At 73.3% G+C, this 20,553-nt stretch carries 14 protein-coding genes and 1 pseudogene; 10 read left to right on the top strand and 5 right to left on the bottom strand.

What is annotated here, in order from left to right; translation table 11 throughout:
• Window positions 1-18: 18 nt before the first annotated feature.
• Window positions 19-1,218, top strand: a complete 1,200-nt coding sequence (locus ACIPLC_RS34415) for a cytochrome P450 (protein WP_400476976.1) — start codon at window positions 19-21, stop codon at window positions 1,216-1,218.
• The gene (locus tag ACIPLC_RS34410) at window positions 1,211-2,467 is read left to right on the top strand and encodes an MFS transporter (protein WP_400476975.1); all 1,257 of its coding nucleotides are present in this window, start codon (window positions 1,211-1,213) and stop codon (window positions 2,465-2,467) included. Before ACIPLC_RS34415 ends, ACIPLC_RS34410 begins: the two co-directional genes overlap by 8 nt.
• Before the next feature lie 438 nt (window positions 2,468-2,905).
• On the opposite strand, the gene ACIPLC_RS34405 is transcribed toward ACIPLC_RS34410, so the two are convergent.
• The 3 genes from ACIPLC_RS34405 to ACIPLC_RS34395 form a co-directional block, all read right to left on the bottom strand.
• Window positions 2,906-4,450, bottom strand: a complete 1,545-nt coding sequence (locus ACIPLC_RS34405) for an FMN-binding glutamate synthase family protein (RefSeq protein ID WP_400476974.1) — start codon at window positions 4,448-4,450, stop codon at window positions 2,906-2,908.
• 359 nt (window positions 4,451-4,809) lie between these two features.
• The gene (locus tag ACIPLC_RS34400; protein WP_400476973.1) at window positions 4,810-4,983 is read right to left on the bottom strand and encodes a CsbD family protein; all 174 of its coding nucleotides are present in this window, start codon (window positions 4,981-4,983) and stop codon (window positions 4,810-4,812) included.
• A 258-nt stretch (window positions 4,984-5,241) separates the two neighbouring features.
• Window positions 5,242-6,081, bottom strand: a complete 840-nt coding sequence (locus ACIPLC_RS34395) for an SDR family oxidoreductase (protein WP_400476972.1) — start codon at window positions 6,079-6,081, stop codon at window positions 5,242-5,244.
• Window positions 6,082-6,172: 91 nt separating this feature from the next.
• On the opposite strand from ACIPLC_RS34395, the gene ACIPLC_RS34390 reads away from it, so the two are divergent.
• Together ACIPLC_RS34390 and ACIPLC_RS34385 are read left to right on the top strand one after the other, a co-directional pair.
• Complete coding sequence (locus ACIPLC_RS34390) at window positions 6,173-6,544, top strand: winged helix-turn-helix transcriptional regulator (protein WP_400476971.1); 372 nt, start codon at window positions 6,173-6,175, stop codon at window positions 6,542-6,544.
• A 282-nt stretch (window positions 6,545-6,826) separates the two neighbouring features.
• Window positions 6,827-8,398, top strand: coding sequence for a threonine/serine exporter family protein (locus tag ACIPLC_RS34385; RefSeq protein ID WP_400476970.1), 1,572 nt, complete (start codon window positions 6,827-6,829; stop codon window positions 8,396-8,398).
• Window positions 8,399-8,527: 129 nt separating this feature from the next.
• Here the strand turns inward: ACIPLC_RS34385 and ACIPLC_RS34380 are convergent, their stop codons facing one another.
• The gene (locus ACIPLC_RS34380) at window positions 8,528-8,683 is read right to left on the bottom strand and encodes a DUF6131 family protein (RefSeq protein ID WP_400477002.1); all 156 of its coding nucleotides are present in this window, start codon (window positions 8,681-8,683) and stop codon (window positions 8,528-8,530) included.
• A gap of 227 nt (window positions 8,684-8,910) precedes the next feature.
• The gene (locus ACIPLC_RS34375) at window positions 8,911-9,552 is read right to left on the bottom strand and encodes a DedA family protein (RefSeq protein WP_400476969.1); all 642 of its coding nucleotides are present in this window, start codon (window positions 9,550-9,552) and stop codon (window positions 8,911-8,913) included.
• Window positions 9,553-9,867: 315 nt separating this feature from the next.
• Here ACIPLC_RS34375 and ACIPLC_RS34370 point away from each other — a divergent pair, with 315 nt between their 5' ends.
• From ACIPLC_RS34370 to ACIPLC_RS34345, 6 genes and pseudogenes are all read left to right on the top strand, one after another.
• On the top strand, window positions 9,868-11,559 hold the full coding sequence (locus tag ACIPLC_RS34370; protein ID WP_400476968.1) for a TIGR02677 family protein: 1,692 nt from the start codon (window positions 9,868-9,870) through the stop codon (window positions 11,557-11,559).
• A complete protein-coding gene (locus ACIPLC_RS34365; RefSeq protein ID WP_400476967.1) occupies window positions 11,559-12,887 on the top strand; it encodes a TIGR02678 family protein in 1,329 nt (442 codons plus the stop codon). The genes ACIPLC_RS34370 and ACIPLC_RS34365 overlap by 1 nt, the downstream gene beginning before the upstream one ends.
• Complete coding sequence (locus ACIPLC_RS34360; RefSeq protein ID WP_400476966.1) at window positions 12,884-17,128, top strand: TIGR02680 family protein; 4,245 nt, start codon at window positions 12,884-12,886, stop codon at window positions 17,126-17,128. The genes ACIPLC_RS34365 and ACIPLC_RS34360 overlap by 4 nt, the downstream gene beginning before the upstream one ends.
• Window positions 17,044-18,387 (top strand): annotated as a pseudogene (locus ACIPLC_RS34355) (TIGR02679 family protein); the annotation flags it as partial. The gene ACIPLC_RS34360 and the pseudogene ACIPLC_RS34355, both read left to right, overlap by 85 nt.
• A 47-nt stretch (window positions 18,388-18,434) precedes the next feature.
• Window positions 18,435-18,623 carry a cytochrome P450 gene (locus tag ACIPLC_RS34350; RefSeq protein WP_400476965.1) on the top strand — a complete coding sequence of 63 codons (189 nt, stop codon included), beginning with the start codon at window positions 18,435-18,437 and terminating at the stop codon, window positions 18,621-18,623.
• A 289-nt stretch (window positions 18,624-18,912) separates the two neighbouring features.
• The gene (locus ACIPLC_RS34345) at window positions 18,913-20,340 is read left to right on the top strand and encodes a glycoside hydrolase family 18 protein (RefSeq protein WP_400476964.1); all 1,428 of its coding nucleotides are present in this window, start codon (window positions 18,913-18,915) and stop codon (window positions 20,338-20,340) included.
• The last annotated feature ends 213 nt before the right edge of the window (window positions 20,341-20,553 follow it).

Genomic DNA, 20,553 nt, shown 5'->3' with positions numbered 1-20,553 from the left:
GAGCCCGAGGAGAGAGCCATGACCACCGCGGTCGACGACGCCGCCGCGCGGATGTCCGCCTTCATCCGCGATCCCCACCCCACGCTCGCCCGGATCCGCGAGGCCGGCGCGGTCTCCGTCGTGGAGTTCGGCGAGGGCCTGCCGGTCTACCTGGTGACGCGCTACCAGGACGTCCGGGCCGCGCTGATGGACCCGCGCTTCGGGCAGGACGTCCGCCGCAGCCAGGCCATCGCGGACGGGCGGGGCAGCGGCCTGACGCTCGGTTCGGAGGTCGTCCACATGCTCAACAGCGACCCGCCGGACCACACCCGGCTGCGCCGCCTGATCCAGGGCGTCTTCACGCGCAAACGGGTCGATCTGATGCGACCGCTGGTCGAGCGCATCGCCGGCGGCCTGCTGGACGGGCTGCGCGGGCGGGAGACCGCCGACCTGGTGACGGACTTCGCCTTCCCGCTGCCGATCATGGTCATCTGTGAGCTGCTGGGCTTCCCCCCGGAGGACATGCAGGCCTTCCGCACGTGGTCGACGGCGATCCTCACCCAGGGCGGCGACATGACCTTCGATCAGGCCACCGCCGAACTGAACGACTACCTGGGGGAGTTGATGACGGCCCGGCGGGCGGCGCCGAGCACGGACATCCTGACCGACCTGGTGCAGGCCTGCGACGCCGGTGAACTCACCGAGCAGGAAGTGTTCTCGATGGTCTTCCTGCTGCTGATCGGCGGCCACGAGACCACCGTCAACCTGCTCGGCACCGCCACCCTGGCGCTGCTCCACCACCCCGACCAGCTCGCCTGGTTGCGCGCCAACCCGGCGGCGATGCCGGTCGCGATCGACGAGTTCCTGCGCTACGAGTCCCCGGTGAGCATGGCGACGCTGCGGTTCACGAACGCCGACGTGATGGTCGACGACGTGGAGCTCCCGGCGGACGAGCTGGTGCTGCTCTCGCTCGGCGCGGCCAACCGCGACCCGGCCCGCTTCACCGATCCCGACCGGCTGATCCTGGACCGGGGCGATCCGGGCCACCTCGCCTTCGGACAGGGCCTGCACCGGTGCCTCGGCTCCTTCCTCGGCAAGCTGGAGAGCGAGGTCGCACTGACCGGCCTGCTGGAGCGCTTCGCGCGGATCGAACTGGCCGCAGCGGAGGAGGCCCTGCCCTGGCGCAACACCATCATGCTGCGCGGCCTGGAGTCGCTGCCGGTGTCGCTCGATGGCTAGCCGCGCGGGAACGGACGGCACCGCGAGGCCGGCGCGGTTCCGCCCCCGGATCGGCGTCGCGCCCCTGCGCTCGCGCGGCTACCGGCTGCTGGTGATCGGGCAGGCCACCTCGGAGTTCGGCAACGCGTTCCAGGTGGTCGCCCTGCCGCTGCTGGTCTACTCCCTCGCCGGAGGCGCCCGCCAGCTGAGCCTGGTGGTCGCCGCCTACGGCGCGGGACGGCTGGCCGCCACCCCGCTCGGCGGGATGCTCGCCGACCGGTTCGGCGCCTGGCGGGTGATGATGACCGCCGACCTCGGCCGACTGCTCGCCACCGCCGGGCTGTGCGCGGTCGCCGCCGGCGGGACGGCGGACTTCTGGCTGATCGGCGGGCTCGCGCTGCTGGTCGGCCTCGGAGCAGGGGTGTTCCTGCCGGCCGCCTGGGCGATCACCCCGACCCTGCTGCCCGCCGAGGACCTGCACGCGGGCAACGCACTGAACAGTACGGTCAACTTCGGCGCCGGCCTGCTCGGCCCAGCGCTGGCCGGCCCGCTGGTCGCCTGGCTGAACCCGGCCGCCGCACTGGGCCTGGACGCGGCGACCTTCGCCGTGTCGGCGGTGACGCTGCTGCTGATCGGTCGCGGCAGCGCCGTCGCACCGGCGGGCCCGATCTCCGAACGTGCCTCCGTGCCGAGGAACTTCCGTGGCCTGCTGCGGGAGTCGCCCTTGCTGCGCGCGGTGCTGACGGTGACGGTGATCGCGAACCTGACGGTGGGCGGCGCCACCAGGGTCGCCCTGCCGACCCTGGCCACCCACGGCTTCGCCGCCGGCGCCGTCGGACTGGGCGTGCTGCTGGCCGCGTTCACCGGCGGTGCGCTGGTCGGCGGCCTGTTCGCGTCCGGCCTCACCGAGCTGCGCTCGCGGGGCCGCACGGCGATGCGCTGCGGCCTGGTGATGGGCGCGGCGATCGGTCTGGTGCCGTTCACCGGCCTCGTCGGCGCCGTGCTGCTGCTCTTCGTGGCCGGCGGCGCCAGCACGGTGACCAACGTCCTGATCGTCACCGGCGTGCAGAAGAGCACCCCGCCCGCACTGCTGGCCCGGGTCATGGCGGCCATCACCTTCTGTGCGCTGGCCGTCTTCCCGCTCTCGGTGATCGCGGCCGGCGCAGCGGTGGACGCCTTCGGGAGCCGGGGGGTGTTCGCCACGACCGGGCTGTGCCTGATCGTGGCGTTCGGGTACGCACTGACCAGGCGTGAGATCCGCGAGCTGTGAGGCCCCCGCCCGCGCCGGGAGCGGGACGGCCTCCGGATCCGCGTGTGCCGCCGGCCCGCCCCGCCCGCCGTGCCCGGGGACTTCGACGGCTTCGGACTCCGCCGGGGCAAGCACTGACCGTTTGTCATGACTGAAACACCGACCGACCGGGCATACCTTCGATAGCCCACCGACGGGCCCGGCTGAAGCTCCCCCACGAAGCGCAACCGGGCCCTTGGCCGGCGACCGGGCCTGGACGTGACTCCCCCCACGGAGTGGCGGCCAGGCCCGCCTGTGTTCTACCAGCGACACGCAGCGTACATGTCATATCCACGGACCGCTACCGTCCAGCACCGGGCACTCCGCAGCCTGGCGGGAATCCGTCGTGCCGGGCGGCGGCCGGCCCCGGGGCTCGACCGGCCGCCGCTCCGGCGCGGGTCCCCCGTCCGCCTCGGCGCGTCAGACCGTCGGCTCCGGGAGGGGTGTCGGGCCGGTGGCGAGCAGTGCCGTGATCCCGTCGGCGAGGTGCGGGCCGAGCTCGCCCCAGCCGTCCTTGTAGCCGTAGACGCCGGCCAGGGTGCGGGCCTCGTAGTCGCCGTTGAGGATCTCGACGTCGTCGGCGGTGATGAGTCCCGGGTGGGCCACGCCGACGGCCGCCGAGACCTTCAGCAGCTCCTTGCGCAGGGTCCGCAGGTAGGAGGCGGCCCGGTCGGCCTTGGAGGCCGGGTCGACGCCGCGGGCCAGCCACGGGTTCTGGGTGGCGATGCCGGTGGGGCACTTGTCGGTGTGGCACTTCTGCGCCTGGATGCAGCCGATCGACAGCATCGCCTCACGGGCGACGTTGATCATGTCGGCGCCCAGGGCGAAGGCGACTGCGGCGTTCTCGGGCAGGCCGAGCTTGCCGGAGCCGATGAACGTCAGGTCGTCGGTCAGTCCCAGTTCGGCGAAGGTGCCGTAGACCCGGGAGAAGCCCATCCGGAACGGCAGTGACACCGAGTCGGCGAACATCCGCGGCGCCGCCCCGGTGCCGCCCTCGCCGCCGTCGACCGTCACGAAGTCGACCCCGCGGTCGCCGCGCGCCATCAGGGCGGCCAGCTCCTGCCAGAAGCCCAGGTCCCCCACCGCGCTCTTGATCCCGACCGGCACGCCGGTCTCGGTGGCGAGCAGTTCGACGAAGTCCAGCATCGAGTCGACGTCGACGAACGCGCTGTGCCGCGACGGGGAGGCGCAGTCCTCGCCGACCGGGATGCCACGGATGCCGGCGATCTCCGGGGTCACCTTCGCGCCCGGCAGCATCCCGCCCAGCCCGGGCTTGGCGCCCTGGGAGAGCTTGATCTCTATCGCCTTGACCGGGGCGCCGGCGACGACGTCCTTCAGCTTGTCGAGGTTGAAGCTGCCGTCCTCGTTGCGGCAGCCGAAGTACGCCGTCCCGAGTTGGAGGACGAGGTCACCGCCGTTGCGGTGGTGCGGCGAGAGGCCGCCCTCGCCCGTGTTGTGCATCGCGCCCGCCAGCGCCGCCCCCTTGTTGAGCGCCGTGATGGCAGCGCCGGAGAGCGATCCGAAGCTCATCGCCGAGACGTTCACCACGCTCGCCGGCCGGAACGCCTTGGCGCGTCCGCGCGGCCCGCCCAACACCTTGGCCGAGGGCAGCGGGGCCTGCGGGTCGTGCAGGTCGGGCAGCGGGCCGGCGAACGTGCGCTGCTTCAGGTAGGCGTGCCCCTGGACGTGCTCGACGTCGACTTCGGTGCCGAACCCGGAGTAGTTGTTCTCCTCCTTCGCCGACGCGTAGATCCACGTGCGCTGGTCACGGCTGAACGGGCGCTCCTCCTCGTTGGAGGTCACGATGTACTGCCGCAGCTCCGGCCCGATCGTCTCCAGCAGGTACCGGGCGTGCCCGACCACCGGGAAGTTCCGGAGCAGTGCGTGCCTCTTCTGGACGAGGTCGCGGGCAGCCAGGAGCGCCACCGCTGTCGCGGCGGCCGCGCCGATCTTCCGGGCTCGCATGGACGTTCCTCCTCGGTGCACGACTCCCTCGCCGTGCGGTGGAGTCGTCGTGTGTCGTGCCGGGTGTCGGACGGCGGGCGCACGGCCGAGCGGGCAGCGGCGTCCGTCGAAGAACTGCGACACGATCGTAGGAGGCCGCCCGGACCGGCCTGCGCTCAGGGCCCGGTCGGGCGTTCGGTCGGCGGTTCGGTCGGGGGATCGGTCCGCGACGTGGTTCGGGCTGCCGAGGAGGATGACGCGAAACGCCGCGGCCCCGCCGTTCGACGACGGGGCCGCGGGTCGTGGGCTGTGGGCACGGAGGCGGGCAGGGTGACCGGGGCGGGTCGGCGGCCGCGTGGACGCGGCCGGCGTGCGCCGGCTCAGTCCTTTCCGACGTCCTTGATCTTCTCGCCGGCCTGCTTCAGGTCGCTCTTGACCTGCTTGCCCCGGCCCTCGGCCTCGACGACACGGTCGCCGGTGGCCCGTCCGGCGGCCTCCTTGGCCTTGCCGTGGACCTTCTCGGCCGCGTTGCGCAGCTTGTCCTTGGTACCCATCGGATCACTCCTCTCGGTAAGTGGGGGCTCGGTCCGCCCCGGACGGCGTCTGCCCGGGAACGGCGGTTCCACACCCGGAACGTCCGGAGTCAGCCGTCAGCCGTCAGCCGTCAGTCGTGGCCGTCGCCGGTCAGTCGGTGCGGAGTCAACGGGTGTGGTCGCTGCGGGTGCGGTGTCGGCCGGGTCGGCCTGGGGCGGTTCCGTGGACACCGGGCAGCTCCGTCAGGACGCCGCGGGCTGGAGCGGCGCCGAGCGGACTCAGCGGAACGCGGCGATGTTGCGCGCGGCCCAGTCGGCGAAGGGGCGCGGGGCGCGGCCGAGGACCCGTTGGACGTCCGGGCTGACGCGCAGCTCGGCCGGGCTCGGGGCGCCGAGGATGTCCAGGGTGTCCTCGGCGAGTTCCGCCGGCATGCCCTGGGCCATGGCGGCCTTGGCCTCGTCGCGGGTGAGGTCGTGGAACCGTACCGGCGAGCCCAGCGCGGCGGCGATGGCCTGCGCCTGCTGGCGCGGTGTGATCACCTCCGGGCCGGTCAGCTCGTACACGCCGCCGGTGTGCCGGTCGTCCAGCAGACAGGCCGCCGCGACCTCGGCGATGTCCGCCGGGTCGATGATTGGCACCCCGACGTCGCCGAAGGGCGCGGCGACGACCCGCTGCGTGCGGACGGACTCGGCCCACCACAGGGCGTTGGAGGCGAAACCGCCCGGCCGCAGGACGGCCCACTCCAGGCCGGACCCCCGCAGCGCGTCCTCCAGCGCTCGCATCGCGATCCGCGTTGCGCCGAAGGGCCTGGTCGCCACGCCCTGGGTGGAGAGCAGGACGACCCGGCGGACCCCGCTGGCCGCGGCCAGGCCGATGATGTCGGCCGGGCTGGCTCCGGCGGCGTGCAGGTCGCCGGACAGCAGCAGGAACAGCGCCTTCGCCCCGGTCAGCGCGGGCTCAAGGCCGGCCGGCTCGGCCAGGTCGGCCGCCAGGTGGCGGACGCCGTCCGGCACCGCCGCCGCGTGCCGCGACACCGCCGTCACCTGCTGGCCCGCCTCGGCCAACGCCAGCGTCAACGGCCGGCCCACATTCCCGGTAGCCCCGGTCACCACGATCATGATCAGCTCCTCGTTCGATGCGCTCTGTGGCCTTCACGGTAGGAGCCGGGCTAACGTTTGGTAAGGACATACCTGGAGGTAAGCTCATCACGTGACGGGAAGCGTGCAGCACACGGGGGCCGAGGCGGGGGAGCGGTATGAGGTGTTTCACACCGACTGCCCCGCGCGCGATGTGGTCGACCACGTGACGAGCAGGTGGGGTGTCTGGGTGTTGATCTCCTTGCGGAGCAACGACCTCCGGTTCTACGAGCTGCGCGAGAGCATCCGGGGCATCAGCGAGAAGATGCTCGCCCAGACCCTGCGCGCGCTGGTCCAGGACGGCCTGGTCTGGCGGAAGGTCGAGCCGACGACGCCGCCCCAGGTCACCTACGGGCTGACCGAGTTCGGTCGGGACCTCGGCGAGCCGCTGACGGAGCTGTTCGACCGGATCACACGACGGCTGTCGCCGCGCAGCGCGGGATAGCACGGTGGTGGTCGGCACCCGACGGCCGACAGCCGACACCCGGCGGTTGCCCGGGCTTCGCCTGAGCACCCCAGCACCCCAGCACCCCGGCATCCCGGCATCCCGGCACCCCGGCATCCCGGCACCCCGGCATCCCGGCATCCCGGCGTTCGGCGGGCTCACGGCCGCCGGGCGTGCACGGCCCTCCGCGCTCCGAGCGGGACGTTCACGAAATGATGGCTGCGGGTAGTCGATTGAGTGCGAAAGGTCATCGAAATGGGGGGGGTGTTGCAAGGAGCGACGATGCCGGAACACGAACAGTTCGGCGTGCGGGCTGAGGCCGACGGGCCGGCGAGCCGGACCGGAAGGGTCCCGCCGCAGGCGAGTGCGGAGGAGGCCCCAGGGGTCGACCCCGCCCCCGAGGAAGGCAGACCGCCCGGCCGGGCGGCGCCGGCCGGGGCGGAGAGCGGATCCACCGATGTCGACGCCGCGGTGGCCTGGCCGGACCTGATGCTGCCGCTGCTGCGCACCCCGACGACCGACCGCCCGCTGGTGACCGGCGAACCCGGCGCGGACGACCTGGGGCCGGCCGAGGTGGCCGCGGTCCTGGACCTCGCGCTGCTGGTGGGCGAGTTGATGCTGGCCTGTGGCGAGGCCGCGGAGGACGTCGAGGCCGCCATGCTCGCCGTCGCGCAGGCCTACCGGGCCCAGCCCTGCGATCCCCAGGTCACCTTCACCCGGGTGGCGATCTCGTACCAGCAGGGCCCTTCGGAGCCGCCGGTGACGGTCGAGCGGTCCGTGCGCCACCCGGCCGGGGACTACGCGCGGCTGGCCGTGCTCTTCCGGCTGGTCACCGAGATCACGATCGGCGGACTCGTCGTCGACGACGCCCACCGCCGGGTGAGGGCCGTGCGCCGGCACTGCCGCCGTTACCCCTCCTGGCTCCTGGTCCTGTCCTCCGGCCTGCTGGCCGGCGCCGCGACGCTGCTGGTCGGCGGCCGGGCCGACGCCCGGGCCTGGCTGGTGTTCGTCAGCGCCGTCGCCGCGGCGCTGGCGGGCGACCGGCTCTCGGCGCTGGTCGGACGCCACGACCTCCCGGAGTTCTACCGGATCGCGACGGCCGCGACCCCGGCGGCGGTGATCGGCATCCTGCTGTCCTTCAACGGGCTGCACCTGCGCGGATCGGTGGTGATCACCGGAGGGCTGTACACGCTCCTGCCCGGATGGCCCATGGTGGCGGCGGCGCAGGACGGCCTCGCGGGCTTCTACCTCACCGCCGCCGCCCGCCTGCTGGAGACGCTGTACCTGATGGCCGGCGTGGTGGTCGGGGTGATGACCGTGCTCTACATCGGCGTCAACAACGGCGCCGACCTGGCGGCCCAGCCCGTCCCCGTCGCGGCGTCGAACCCGCCGCTCCAACTGGTGGCGGCGCTCCTGCTCACCCTGGCCTTCGCGGTGCTGCTCAACACCGAGCCGGGCACGCTCCCGGCCGTCCTGCTCAACAGCGGGGTCGGCTGGACGACGTACGGCGTGCTGGTCAACGCCGGTGGCGGGCCCATCATGGCCACCGGCCTCGCCGCCGGGCTGGTGGGCCTGTCCGGCCAGCTCATGGCCCGGTACCGGGGAAGCTCCTCACTGCCGTACGTCACCGCGGCCCTGGGGCCGCTGCTGCCCGGCTCGCTGCTGTACTTCGGGCTGCTCGCCTTCGTCCGGGGCGAGCCCGAGATCGGGCTCGGCGGCGTCGGGCGCGCCACGGCCACGGCGATGGCCGTGGCCATCGGCGTGAACCTGGGCCGCGAGGTCGCCCGCCTGTTCCTCCCCGCCCCGGGCGTGGCCGCGGCCTCCGGTCGCCGCGGCGGCCGCCACCGCCGCTGAGGGAGGAGGACGGCACCGTGCGGCTGTCAGCGTCGGCACCTGCGTGGTGTCGGCGCCGACAGCCGCACGAGCCGGTGGACGGGTGGAGCAGTGGGCGGGAGCGGGTGGATCGGAAGTGGGACGGGTGGATCAGAAGTAGTGGCGACGCCCGCCGACGGCGTGCCCGACGGAGCCCGCGATCCACAGGACGAGGCCGATGATGGCGAGGATGATGCCGATGGTCCACAGGATCGAGATCCCGGTGACGAAACCGATGATGAGCAGGATGACGCCGAGGACGATCACGAGGTCCTCCCGGGTGGTGACGGGGACGGTTGTCAGGAGGGGCGGCCCGGCCGTTCGACGGTCGATGCCGGAGCCGTCCGGGAGTGGCGGAGCCGTCGCTTCTCCGGCCACACCCATCAGTCGCGTGTACCGCTCCGCGGGCCGGGCAAACCCTCCGGCCCGCAGCGGAACGGATTCGGTTGCTCCTCCGGCAGCGCGCCGTGCTCTCCGCAGGGCCCGTCCCGGTGTCAGTGCTCCTCGTCCCGGCCCCCGGGGGACGGCGTACGGGCCGCGGACCTGCGTCGGCGCACGCACCGGACGATGAGGGCGATGACGACCACCACGGCGAGCAGGGCGGCGACGGTGCGGCCGACGGTGCCCTCGACCTTGGTGTAGGCGGCCCCGGCGAAGTAGCCGAGGAGGGGGAACCCGATGCCCCAGACGAGGCCGCCGAGGGCGTTGAAGAGGAGGAAACGGCGGTACGGCAGGTGGGAGGCGCCGGCCAGGGTGGGCACGACGGGGCGGAAGAAGGCGACGAAGCGGCCGAAGAAGACGGCGGCCGGCCCCCGTCGGCGGATCAGGTCACGTGCTCTGCCGACCTGCGCCTCGTGGCGTCGCAGCGGGCGGGTGCCGAGGACCGCCGGGCCGATGCGGCGGCCGATCTCGTAGGCGACGGAGTCCCCCAGGACGGCCGCGCCGACCACGGCGAGGACCAGCCAGCCGATGGACACCCTGCCCTGGTGCGCGAGGAAACCGCCGAGGACGGCGGCGCTCTCGCCGGGGATGACGAAGCTGAAGAAGAGGGCGTCCTCGGCGAAGACGAGCGCGGCGACGACCGCGCACACGATCGGGCCGGACAGACCGTCCAGCCAGTCGGTGATCGAGTGCATCAGCCACCCCGTTCGGGATCTGCGGTCCCTTTCATCCTCAATGTAACGCTTGCGGCTTTCACCCGAGTCGCCGTCCGAGTCGCCGTCCGAGTCACCGCCCGAGTCACCGCCGGTGACGGCCGCCAGCAGGTTCGGCGCCTCGTGGCGGGAGCCGGGGCCGAGTGGACTGCCTGGCGGGGACAGCCGAGTGGGTGCTCCACCCGCTCGGCTGACGCGCCCTCCGTCTGGGGCGCCGCGGAGCTCACGCCGGTCGGACCGCGGGAGATTCGGGGGATCCGGGCAGGGGCGTCCGCGGTGTCTCGTACGCTCGGTGTCATGGAGCACGCCGTCCCTGACCACGCGTACGACCCCGCCGACCCGCAGCCGCCCGAGGGCGACGCCTGGCAGCGCCTTGCCGTGTACTCCTACCTGACTGCTCCCGAGCGCCTCGAATACGTGGCCGTGATGCGGGTGTTCTGCTCGACGCTGCTCGCGGACCTCGCCGTGCCGGACGTGCTGGCCAGGCTCGCGCGGGACGGGGAGCGGCAGGGGCGGCTCGACGCCGAGGTCCTCACGGCGCGGCTGGAGCAGTTGGTGAAGTGGGGGAACCTGCTGCGCAGCAGTCACACGGTGAGGGCCGCCAGCATCGCCGAGTACCAGCGCACCCGGGCCCGGTACCAGCTCTCCAAGCCCGGCGAGCAGGTGCAGCGCGACGCCGAGGAGGTGCTGGCGAGTGCCGACGCGGCGCGCGAGGTCAGCAGCGAACTGCTGACGCTGGTGGACCGTGGGCTGCGGGACATCGTGGCGGCCGTCCGAACGCCGGGCGGGGCCGATCCGCAGGAGGCGTTGGAGAAGGTCAGCACGCTGTTCGTGCAGTTCGCCGAGTTCGCCGAGTCGGTGCGGGACTTCTACGCCTACCTCGGCCAGGTGCTCGCCCGGTACGACCTGGACGGTGCCGAGTACCAGGGCTTCAAGGAACTGCTGCTCGACTACGTGGAGGCGATCACCGAGGAGGTGGCGTTCCGCTCGCCGAGGATCGCGGCCGGCCTGGCCCAGCTCTGGCCCGACCTGCCGGGGCTCCTGGAACTGATCGGTGCTCATGCCCCGGGGCTGGGTGCGCCGACCGGTGGCCTGCCGGAGACCCGGGTGCAGCGCAGCCGCGGGCGCGAGCTGGCGGACTGGGAGGGCCTGCGCGGGTGGTTCGTGGACACCGACGGACGCGGCAGCCAGGTGGATCAGCTCCGGGACGCGACCCTGCGCGCGCTGCAGTCACTGCTGGCCAACGCCAAGCGGATGCTGCGCTCGGCGGCGGGGGAGATGTCCCGCCGCCGGGACCTGCTGCGGCTCGCGGCGTGGTTCGACGCCGCCGACCCCGAGGAGGCCCACGACCTGGCGGTGGCGGCGTTCGGGCTCTACAGCGCGCGGCACCTGGGCGTGGCACCGGATCCCGACGGCACGGTGCCCGCGTACGTGAGTTGGTGGAGCGGCCCGGCCGTCGAGGTCCCGGTGGCGCTGCGCGAGCGCGGCAGCCGGGCGCAGCGGGGCCGGTCCGCGGCTGTCGAGGACCACTCCGAGCAGAAGGCCAGGCTGCTCGAACAGGCCCGTGGGCAGGCCGCCGCCCGCCAGGCGGCCGCCGACGAACTGCGCAGCGCGTCCGGGCGGTTCGGGCAGCTGCGGCTGAGTGCCGCCGCGATGGGCCTGCTGCTGGAGCTGCTGACCTCGGCGCTCGGGAACTCCAGGCTGCGGTGGGCGGACCCGACGGCGCCGCCCGGGTTCGGTCTGGAGGACGCCCAGGCCGTCGACGCCGAACTCGATCTGCGCCTGACGTTGCGCCGGGCGGTGGGCACGCGGACCGTGCTGCGCTCGGTGGACGGTGACCTGGCGGTGGACGACGTGGAGATCGCGGTCACCGTGTGCGAGGCGGTGGACGACGTGGAGGTCGCGGTCACCGTGTGCGAGGCGGTGGACGACGTGGAGGTCGCGGTCACCGTGTGCGAGGCGGCGGCCGGCGTGGAGGTGAGCGCGTAGTGGCGCTGCCCTCCGCCCACGACGTCGCGCTCGCCGCCGAGCGGCGCAGTGCTGCCCGCCTGCTGCTGCGCCACCCGCTGGTCACCGCCGACGGGCCGCACGCCGACGTCTTCCCGCTGGTGCGCCGGCACGCGGACTGGCTGGCCCAGCGGTTCCAGCAGGTGCTCGGGTACCGACTCCTCGTGGAGGCTTCCTTCGCGCGGCTCTTCAAGGCCGGCCTCGGGCCGGGTTCCGGTCACCGACTGGAGCGTTCGACCGGTACGCCGTTCTCGCCGCGGACCTACGCCTACCTGGCGCTGGCCCTCTCCGTCCTGGTGACCGCACCCGAGCAGGTCCTGCTCTCCCAGCTGGTCACCGATGTCCGGGCGGCGGCGGCCGACGCCGGTCTCGTCGTCGAGGACTCCGGTCGGCCGGTGGAGAAGCGGACCCTGGCGGCCGCGCTACGCCAACTCGTCGACTGGGGCGCGCTGTCCGAGACCGAGGGCAGCGTCGGCTCGGTCGCCGCGGAGGCCGGCGGTGAGGCCCTGCTGACCGTCAACCGGGAGATCGCCCGCTCGATGGTCGCCGGGCCGCTGACGCAGAGCGTCGATGGCGCGGACCTCGTGCGGCGGTCCGCCGATCCCGGTTTCGGTGGGCCGCGCACCTACGTACGCCGCCGACTGGTCGAGACCCCGGTCGTCTACCTCGACGAGCTCACCGACGCGGAGCGCGACTGGCTGCGGACCAGGCAGCGGCGGGAGGCCGAGGCGTTCGTCGAACTGCTCGGTCTGGAAGCCGAGATCCGGGCCGAGGGCGTCGCGATGATCGACCCGGACGACGAGCTGACCGACGTCCGGCTCCCGGGCACCGGGACGGTCGCGCAGGCCGCGCTCCTGCTGGTCGACCGGCTGGTGCGACGGCTGCGGCCCGATGAGGCGGGCCATCCGGCGGTCGGCGGCCGCCTCACCATCGGCGTGCCGATACCGCCCGGCCTGGTCGGCGAGATCCTCGGCGAACTGGTCGAACAGTACGGGCGGCGTGCCAACTGGCAGCGCGGCTACCTGGACAGTCCGGCCCTGCTGAGGGCCGATGCCCTCGAACTCCTCGGTCACATGCGACTGGTGGCCCCGGCCGGGTCGCTGCGCGCCGACGGCCACGGCGTGCCGGCGCAGTACGAGACCACCGCCCCCGAGGGACGGCCCGTCACCGACGTGGCGGCGGCCCGCAGGGCGGTCGCGGGCGAGTGGGTCCTGCTCGCCGCGGCCGGCCGCTACGCCACGACCGTCTCGATCAAGCACGCCGCTCAACGGGCACCGCAGCCCGACCGACAGGGAGAGCCCGCTTCGTGAACCGCCGTCCGGCCCACCCGGCCCCACCGCACGCGGCCCACCCGGCCCCGCAGCACGCGGCCCCGCACCGCTTCCGGCTCAACCGTGCCGGGATTCTCAACGTCTGGCAGTACGACCAGCAGGAGTTCGCGTTCGGCGAAGGCCGTCTGCTGCTGCGCGGCAAGAACGGTGCGGGCAAGTCCAAGGCGCTGGAGATGCTGCTGCCCTACCTGCTCGACGGCGACGCCCGCGCCCTCGACGCGACGGGGACCGGCCGCACCACCCTGGCCTGGCTGATGCTCGACGGCTTCGAACAGACCAACCGGCTGGGCTATCTGTGGGTCGAGTTCCGCCGCACCGACGAGGAGGGGGCCGAGCGGTACCTGACGGTCGGCGCCGCCGTGCGCGCCTCGAAGTCCACCAACTCGGCCACACCGTTCTTCTTCACGACCGCGATGCGGATCGGGGCGGACCTCCAGCTGGTCGAGTCCGGCCAGCCGTTGCCGCTCGACCGGCTGCGCGCCGCCGTCGGTGCGGGCACCGTGCTGGACAGCGCCCGCGACCACCGGACCAGGGTGGCCCGTGAGCTGTTCGGGCTGACCGACGCCCCGCGCTACCGCAACCTCATCCACCTGCTGCACCGGCTGCGCCGCCCGACGACCGGCGACCGCATCGAATCCGGCGGCCTGGTGACCGTGCTCGGCGAGACCCTCCCCGCACTGGACGACGACGTGATCGACAACGTCGCGCGCAACCTCGACGACCTCGACAGCGTCCGTACGGACCTCGGGCGGCTGGAACGGACCAACGAGGCGCTGCACCGGTTCCTGGGGAGCTACCGCGGCTACCTCCACGGAGCCCTGCGCCGACGTTCGGGCGAGGTCGTCGCGGAACTCCGCAAGCTCGCCGATCGGCGCCTGGCCGCCGGGGAGGCGACCCGGCGGCTGGCCGAATTCCGGGGCGAGGAGGGCGAGGCCCGGGAGCGCCACGAGCAGCTGGCCGAGGAGCAGGGCAGCGCCCAGGCGGATCTCGTCACCCTGCGGACGAGTGCGGGCTACCGGAGCCTGTCCGAACTCGGCGAGCGGCGGCGCACGGTCGAGGCGGTCCACGCGACGGCCGGAGCCAGCCACTCGGCGTTCCGGCTGGCGCACGGCGCGCAGCTGGCGGCCGGTGCCGCGCTCACCGCCGGCGCCCAGCGCACGGGCGGTGAACTCCGCGAGCTGGGCGTCGCGCACCGTGAACTCCGCGAGCTGGCCGACCGCTCCGGCCTGGCACCGGCACACCTCGGCGATCCGGTGGCGGGCTCCGTCTCGGTGCTCGCCGCCGCGGCCGAGCACGAGAGCGCCGATCCGGACGGTGGCACCGAACTCCTGCGCGACGAGCGGGTGGAGGCCTTCGACACCGCTGCCCTGGCCACCGCTCTGCGCTCCTGGAACGCCCAGCTCGCCGCCGCCGAGCCGGTGCTCAAGAGCCGGCTCCGCGCGGTGGCGGAACTCGCCACCCAGCTGGAGGCGGTGCGGGAGGCGCGGACGGCGGCCCGGGAGGCCGACACCGAGCACGAGCGGCTGGCGGAGCAGGCCCAGGACGCGGCCGCCCTGGTGGCGGACCGGCAGGCGGCGGTCGTCACGCAGGGGGAGGCGTACGCGGCCGCGGTCGACGCGTGGGCCGGGCTCCTGGAGGCCCGGACCGGTCGCCCGGTCGACGCCGTGCGCGAGGCGGTGCGCCGCGACCCGTCCACGGACGCCGCGTTCGCGCAGCGGACACTGCCCGCCTCGGTCGGGGACGAGGTGGGTTCCGCCGCCTACGAAGCACTTGAGGCCCATCGGCAGGCGCTGGCGGACCAGCGCGAACAGGCGGCCCTGGTGGCCGGCGGCCTCGCCCGCACGCTCGACGCGCTGCGGGAGGAGCGGGCCGGCTGGGAGCGGCGGAGCGACCCCGTGCCCCCGAGGCCGCCGCTGCGGGACGCCCCCCGGCTCCCGGACGGCGGCGCCCCGCTGTACCGGCTGGTCGACTTCCTGCCGGGCCTGCCCGAGGCCCACCGGGCGGGCCTTGAAGCGGCGTTGGAGGCGGCCGGACTGCTCGACGCCTGGGTCCGCGCGGACGGCGTCCTGCTCGACCCGCAGACCCGGGACACCGTGCTCACCCCCGCCGGGCCGGTCGGCGGCCCGTCGCTCGCCGACGCGCTGCGCCCGGTTCCGGTGCCCGGCAGCGGTGTGACGGACGATCAGGTGGGCCGCATCCTGGCGGCGGTCGCGCTCGTGCCGGGAGGCGCCGACCTCCCGGCCGCGCCGGGAGGCGCGGTGAGCACCGACGGCCGGTGGCGGCTCGGCATCGCGAGCGGTGCCCACGCGAAGCCCGTGGCCGAGTACGTGGGAGCCGCCGTGCGGGCCGAGACCCGCCGGCGGCGCATCGCCGAGCTCGGCGAGCGCATCGCCGTGGTCGAGCACGACCTGGCGGCGGCCGCCGCCCGCGTCGCGGAGCTGACGCGACGTCGTACCGGCATCGACGAACTGCTGCGGCGCCCGCCGAGCAGTCAGGCTCTCACCGGGGCCTGGGCGCACCTGGAGGAAGCCCAACGGATCGCGGACGGTCTCCAGCGAGCGGCCGTGCTCGCGGCCCGCGCCGCCCAGGACGCCCGGGCCGCCTGCGTCGAGGCCCGCCGTCACGCCGAGGCCGCCGCCACCGCGCACGCCCTGCCGACCGATCCGAACGCGCTGTCCGTGGTGCGCTCCGCGTCGGACGGCCTGGCCGACGGCATCCGGCGGATCAGGCGACGCATCGGCTCCGCCGCCGATGCCCTGGCCGCCCACCGCGAGGAGCGCCGGAGCTACGACCGGGCCCGCACCACCCGGGAGGAGGCCGACGTGGAGTACCTGCGGTGGGTGGCCCGGTTGACGGCGGCCCGCCGGGACATCCGGAAGCTGGAGAGCGCCGTCGGAGCCACCGAGCAGGAGATCCTCGCCGAGGAACAGGCCGTGGTGCGGCGCCTCGACGAGATCGGCGGGGAACTGCCCAAGGCACGGCGCCAGGCCGAGCGCCTGCACGACGAGGTGGTGCGCGCCGAACAGGACGAGCGGACCAGGCGCGCCGAACTCGTGGCGCAGCAGGACGAGGTGATCCGCTGCGGGCGTTCCCTGCGCACCGCCCTGGCGACGCCCGACATCGTGCGCGGAGCCGTCCTCGGCGAGCACGTCGACGAGCTCTCGATCCCGGACCCGGCCCACGAGGACGCCAGGACCAGGCTGCGAGCTCTCCAGGACCTGGTCGACGCGGCGCGCCGCAGCCTCGACCCCGAGCACCGCGACGTCTCCGACACCACGTTGCTCAACCGGTTCAACGAACTGCGGGACCAGCTCGCCGGAGGGTACGACGCCACGCTGGAGGAGCCCGACGGCATCAAGATCTGCCGCCTCGTCGACGACACCGGGCCGCACGACGTGGCGCTGGTCGGCGAGCGCATCGCCAACCGGGCCGCCGACGCGCGAGCCCGGTTGACCGAACGCGAGCGGGAGGTCTTCCAGCGCTTCCTCACCGGGGAGCTGGGCGACCACCTCGCCTCGCAGCTGCTCGCGGCGGGAGCGCTGGTCGACGCGCTCAACGCCACCCTGGACTCCGTGCGCACCTCGCACGGCCTCGGCATCGAGCTCGACTGGCGGCTGGCCGACAGCGTCGACGCCGATGTGCGGGCCGCCGTCGACCTGCTCCGCAGTCCGTCCGGTCTGCGGACCCGCGAGCAGTCGGAGCAACTGCGGGAGGTCCTGCAACGCCGCATCGAGGACGCGCGCCGCGCGGACCCGGCCGTCGGCTACGCCGCCCATCTGCGCACCGCGCTCGACTACCGGACCTGGTTCACCTTCCAGCCGTGGGTGCTGGACGAGGCCTCCTCGGCCACGCGCCGGCGGAAGTTCACCGGGCGCACCGGGCTCAGCCAGGGCGAGCAGCGCGTCCTGTCCTATCTCGCGCTCTTCGCCGCGGCCGCCGCGCAGTTCACCACGCTGGCCGAGAGCGCCCCGCACGCGCCCCGGCTGATCCTGCTGGACGACGCCTTCGCCAAGGTCGACGAGCCCACCCACGCCCGACTCGGCCGGATCCTCGTCGATCTCGACCTCGACTTCGTCCTCACCAGCGAGCGCCTGATGGGCAACTGGCCCGACGTGCCGGCGCTCCAGATCTACGAGTGCCTGCGCGATCCGCACGTCCGCGGCGTCGCCACCCTGCACTACACCTGGAACGGGCGCAACCGCCGGCTGGTGAGCGTGTGACTCTGCCCCCGCAGACCCGGGGATTCCTGGCACAGCCGGCGCTGGGCCGACTGTGGACGGCGGTCCGCACCCGGCTGGAACGCAACGGACTCCAGCTGGCCGGCAGCCTCCGGCTGGACGGCCTCGGCGCGGCGGAGCGCGAGGCGCTGTCGCTGCTGCTCGGCCGCCGGATCACCACGGGCGCCGCCACGATCCGGCTCGCGGACCTGGACACCCGGCTGCGATCCACGGCGGCGGGCTGCGGGTTGATCACGGCCGTCGAACAGCTGGGGCCGCCGCTGACCGACCGGCGCGCGGCCCGGGACACCGGACGGCAGGAGCGCGCCGCGCTCTGGGGGGCGGCCGAAGCGGCCGTCGCCGCCTCCCCGCTCGCCGGTCAGGACTGGGTGGGTGACTGGCTCGACGACCTGCGCCGCGGCGGCGCCGTCGGCAGGCTCTCCCCGGAGGACGCGACGGTCCTGCTCCGCCAGGCGATCCAGGTCCTCGGCCTGCTCCGGCCGGACCTGCTCCGGCCGGACCGGGACGAGGAGGCGGGGCCGTACGGGCGGGCGGAGCTGGCGACCCGGGTGACCGGCACCGCGCACGGGCTGGACGACGATACGGCGCTGTCCCGACTGGTCCTCCGGGGCCTCGCGCGGGCCATGGGCAGCGAGCCGCCGGAGGACGCACCCGGTCGCCGCGCCCTGTGGCGGGCCGCCGCCGTCGTCCCTGACGAGGTGTCGAGCACCGTGCTCACCTACGGTCTGCGCCCGGTGGGCCAGGGGTGGCGCCAGCGGGCGCTCCGGGAACGGGCCGACCACCACGCGGAGACGCATCTGACGCTCCGTGAACTTCGCTCCCTGGACCTCGAACTTCCGTCGAGCACCCCGGTGTACATCTGCGAGAACCCCCGGGTGGTCGAGGCGGCGGCCGAAGCCCGCTGCGCGGCCACCCTGGTCTGCACCTCCGGCAGCGCCTCCACCGTCGTGCTGGAACTGCTCGACCGGCTTGCGGCCGCCGGCCTGCCGCTGCTCTACCACGGCGACTTCGACTGGCCGGGCATCGCCCTCGCCAATCGCGTCGTCCGGCGCTGCGCGGCCCTTCCGTGGCGGATGGCGGCCCATGACTACGAACAACTCGCCGCCCACGCCCGGTCGCAGGGCAGCCCACCCGTCCCGCTCGCCGGTGGTCCGGTGGAGGCGAGCTGGGATGCCGGTCTGGCCGCCGCCATGACGGCGGTGAACGCGGCCCTGCACGAGGAGTCGGCGCTCGACTGGCTGCTCGCCGACCTGGGGCCGGCCCCGACCGGTGGCGGACGGCGGGCAGGGTGCGCCGGTCGCCCCGCGGTGCCCTGGCGCCCTTCGCCGTCGGAGCCCGCACGTGCATCGGGGGCGACTTCGCCCCTACCGAAGCAACCCTCGCCCTGGCCGCCGTCGCGGCGCGCCGGCGGCTGACGCCCGCCCCCGGCACCCGGGTCCGCCCAGCGGCCCGGAGCATCCCGTGCCCCCGGGGCTGATCGTGCTCCCGATAGCTCGGATCCGGTGACAGCCGCTCCACCGCGAGGTGCCGGCCGGCCGGCATACACCCGAGTAGTGCAGGGTCCGACGGCGCTGGGATGCGGCCTGCTACCCGTGATGCCTCAATGAAGGAGGTCCCAGCCCCCGTGAGAGACCTTCGCCCGCGCGGCCTCGGCGCCGACGCGCATCTGCGAGCCATGCAGGACGGCATTCCCTCCGGACGGCTGCCCCACGCACACCCACCCTCCGCCCGTTCGGCATGGCCCAGCACACACCCGGGAGTCACCAGTGGAATTCGTCGGCTATTTCACCCAATGGGGTATCTACGGAAAGAAGTTCTTTCTGAAGACCATCGACGACAACGGGACGGCGGCGAAGCTGACCATCCTCAACTACGCGTTCGAGAACATCACCTCCGGCGACGTCAAGGAGTCGGATACCTATCCGGAGGGCTATCGGGGTTACAGCTGCTTCGAAGAGGTCAGACACGCCCCCGACTACGAGGTGCGGAAAGCGGATGACGCGGTGAACGTCGCGGACGCCGGCGCCGACTACCTCACCCCGTTCCAGAACGCGGGGGAGCAGAAGCCCATCGGGAACGACGACCCGGGCTGGGGTGCGAAGCAGCTCATGGGCAACTTCAACCAGCTCAAGAAGCTCAAGGCCAAGCACAAGGACCTGAAGGTCCTGGTCTCGCTCGGCGGTTGGAGCTTCAGCCGGAACTTCTCGGTTGCCGCGAAGACGCCGGAGAGCAGGAAGGCACTGGTGTCCTCGTGCATCGACCTGTTCATCAAGGGAAACCTTCCCGAGAAGATCTGGGTGCAGAACTACCAGGACGCCTCCGACATCCGACTGAAGCAGGAGTACGGCGGAACCGGCGCGGCCCGCGGGATCTTCGACGGCATCGACATCGACTGGGAGTGGCCCGGCTGCGACAAGGGGCTCACCGGAAACACGTACGACAAGGACCACGACCGGGCGAACCTCGTGGAGCTGCTGAAGGAGTTCCGCAAACAGCTCGACGAGCTCGACGTCCACGAGTACAAGCCGGTCGGTGGGAGGTTCCTGCTGACCGCCTTCCTCCCGGCCGACCCGGAGATCATCAAGGCCGGCTGGGACGTCCAGGCGATCATGGACGTCCTGGACTTCGGCAACCTCCAGGGGTACGACTACCGCGGGCCCTTCGCCAGCCCGTACATCACAGGGCATCAGTCCCCGCTCCACGCGGTCAAGAGCGACCCCGTGCAACCCCCGCTGTGCGTGGAGGACGCCGTCGACGCCTGGGCCGGTGACAAGGGCAGGAACCTGCACAAGCTCAACCTCGGCATCCCCTACTACGCCCGGGGCTGGGCAGGGGTCGAGAACGGCAGCAAGGACGGCCTGTTCAAGAGCGCCGAGCGGCCGGTCGAGGTGGGTTCGCAGCCGGATATCAAAATGTATGAGAAGGGGATCGTCAGCTTCAAGGACCTCAGGGCCGCGTACCTCGAAGGATCCTCCTATACGCGCTTCGAGGACCTGGAGAGCGGTTCCGCCTGGCTGTACAGCGAGAACAAGAAGGTCTTCTGGACGGTGGACGACGGGCCCGTCGTCCACAACAAGGCGAAGTACGCGAAGGACAGGGGCATGGCCGGAGTGATGGTCTACCCGCTCGACGGCGACGACGACGGAACCGGCTTCCTGTCGACCAAGATCCGGAACGGGCTCGACGGGAGATGAACACCCGCTCTCCTGGGGCCTGAACAGCACCCTGGAGCCGAGGAAGTCGTGGGACTGGGACGGCCGCGGGCGGACCGGGCCGTAGATGATACCGGCACTCTGTCATACAGGATCCGAATTAGTACTCCAGCTGTAGATCACGATCATGCTTGGGTCGCGGCTTGGCGTCTGTAGTGACTGGCCTGGGAACGGGCTTGATGACGACGTCTCCAG

Source organism: Kitasatospora sp. NPDC086801, assembly GCF_044745805.1.
In the GTDB taxonomy this organism is placed as follows: Bacteria; Actinomycetota; Actinomycetes; order Streptomycetales; family Streptomycetaceae; genus Kitasatospora.
The sequence above is the reverse complement of the archived record's forward strand: the minus strand, read 5'-3'. Positions and strand labels throughout refer to the sequence as shown.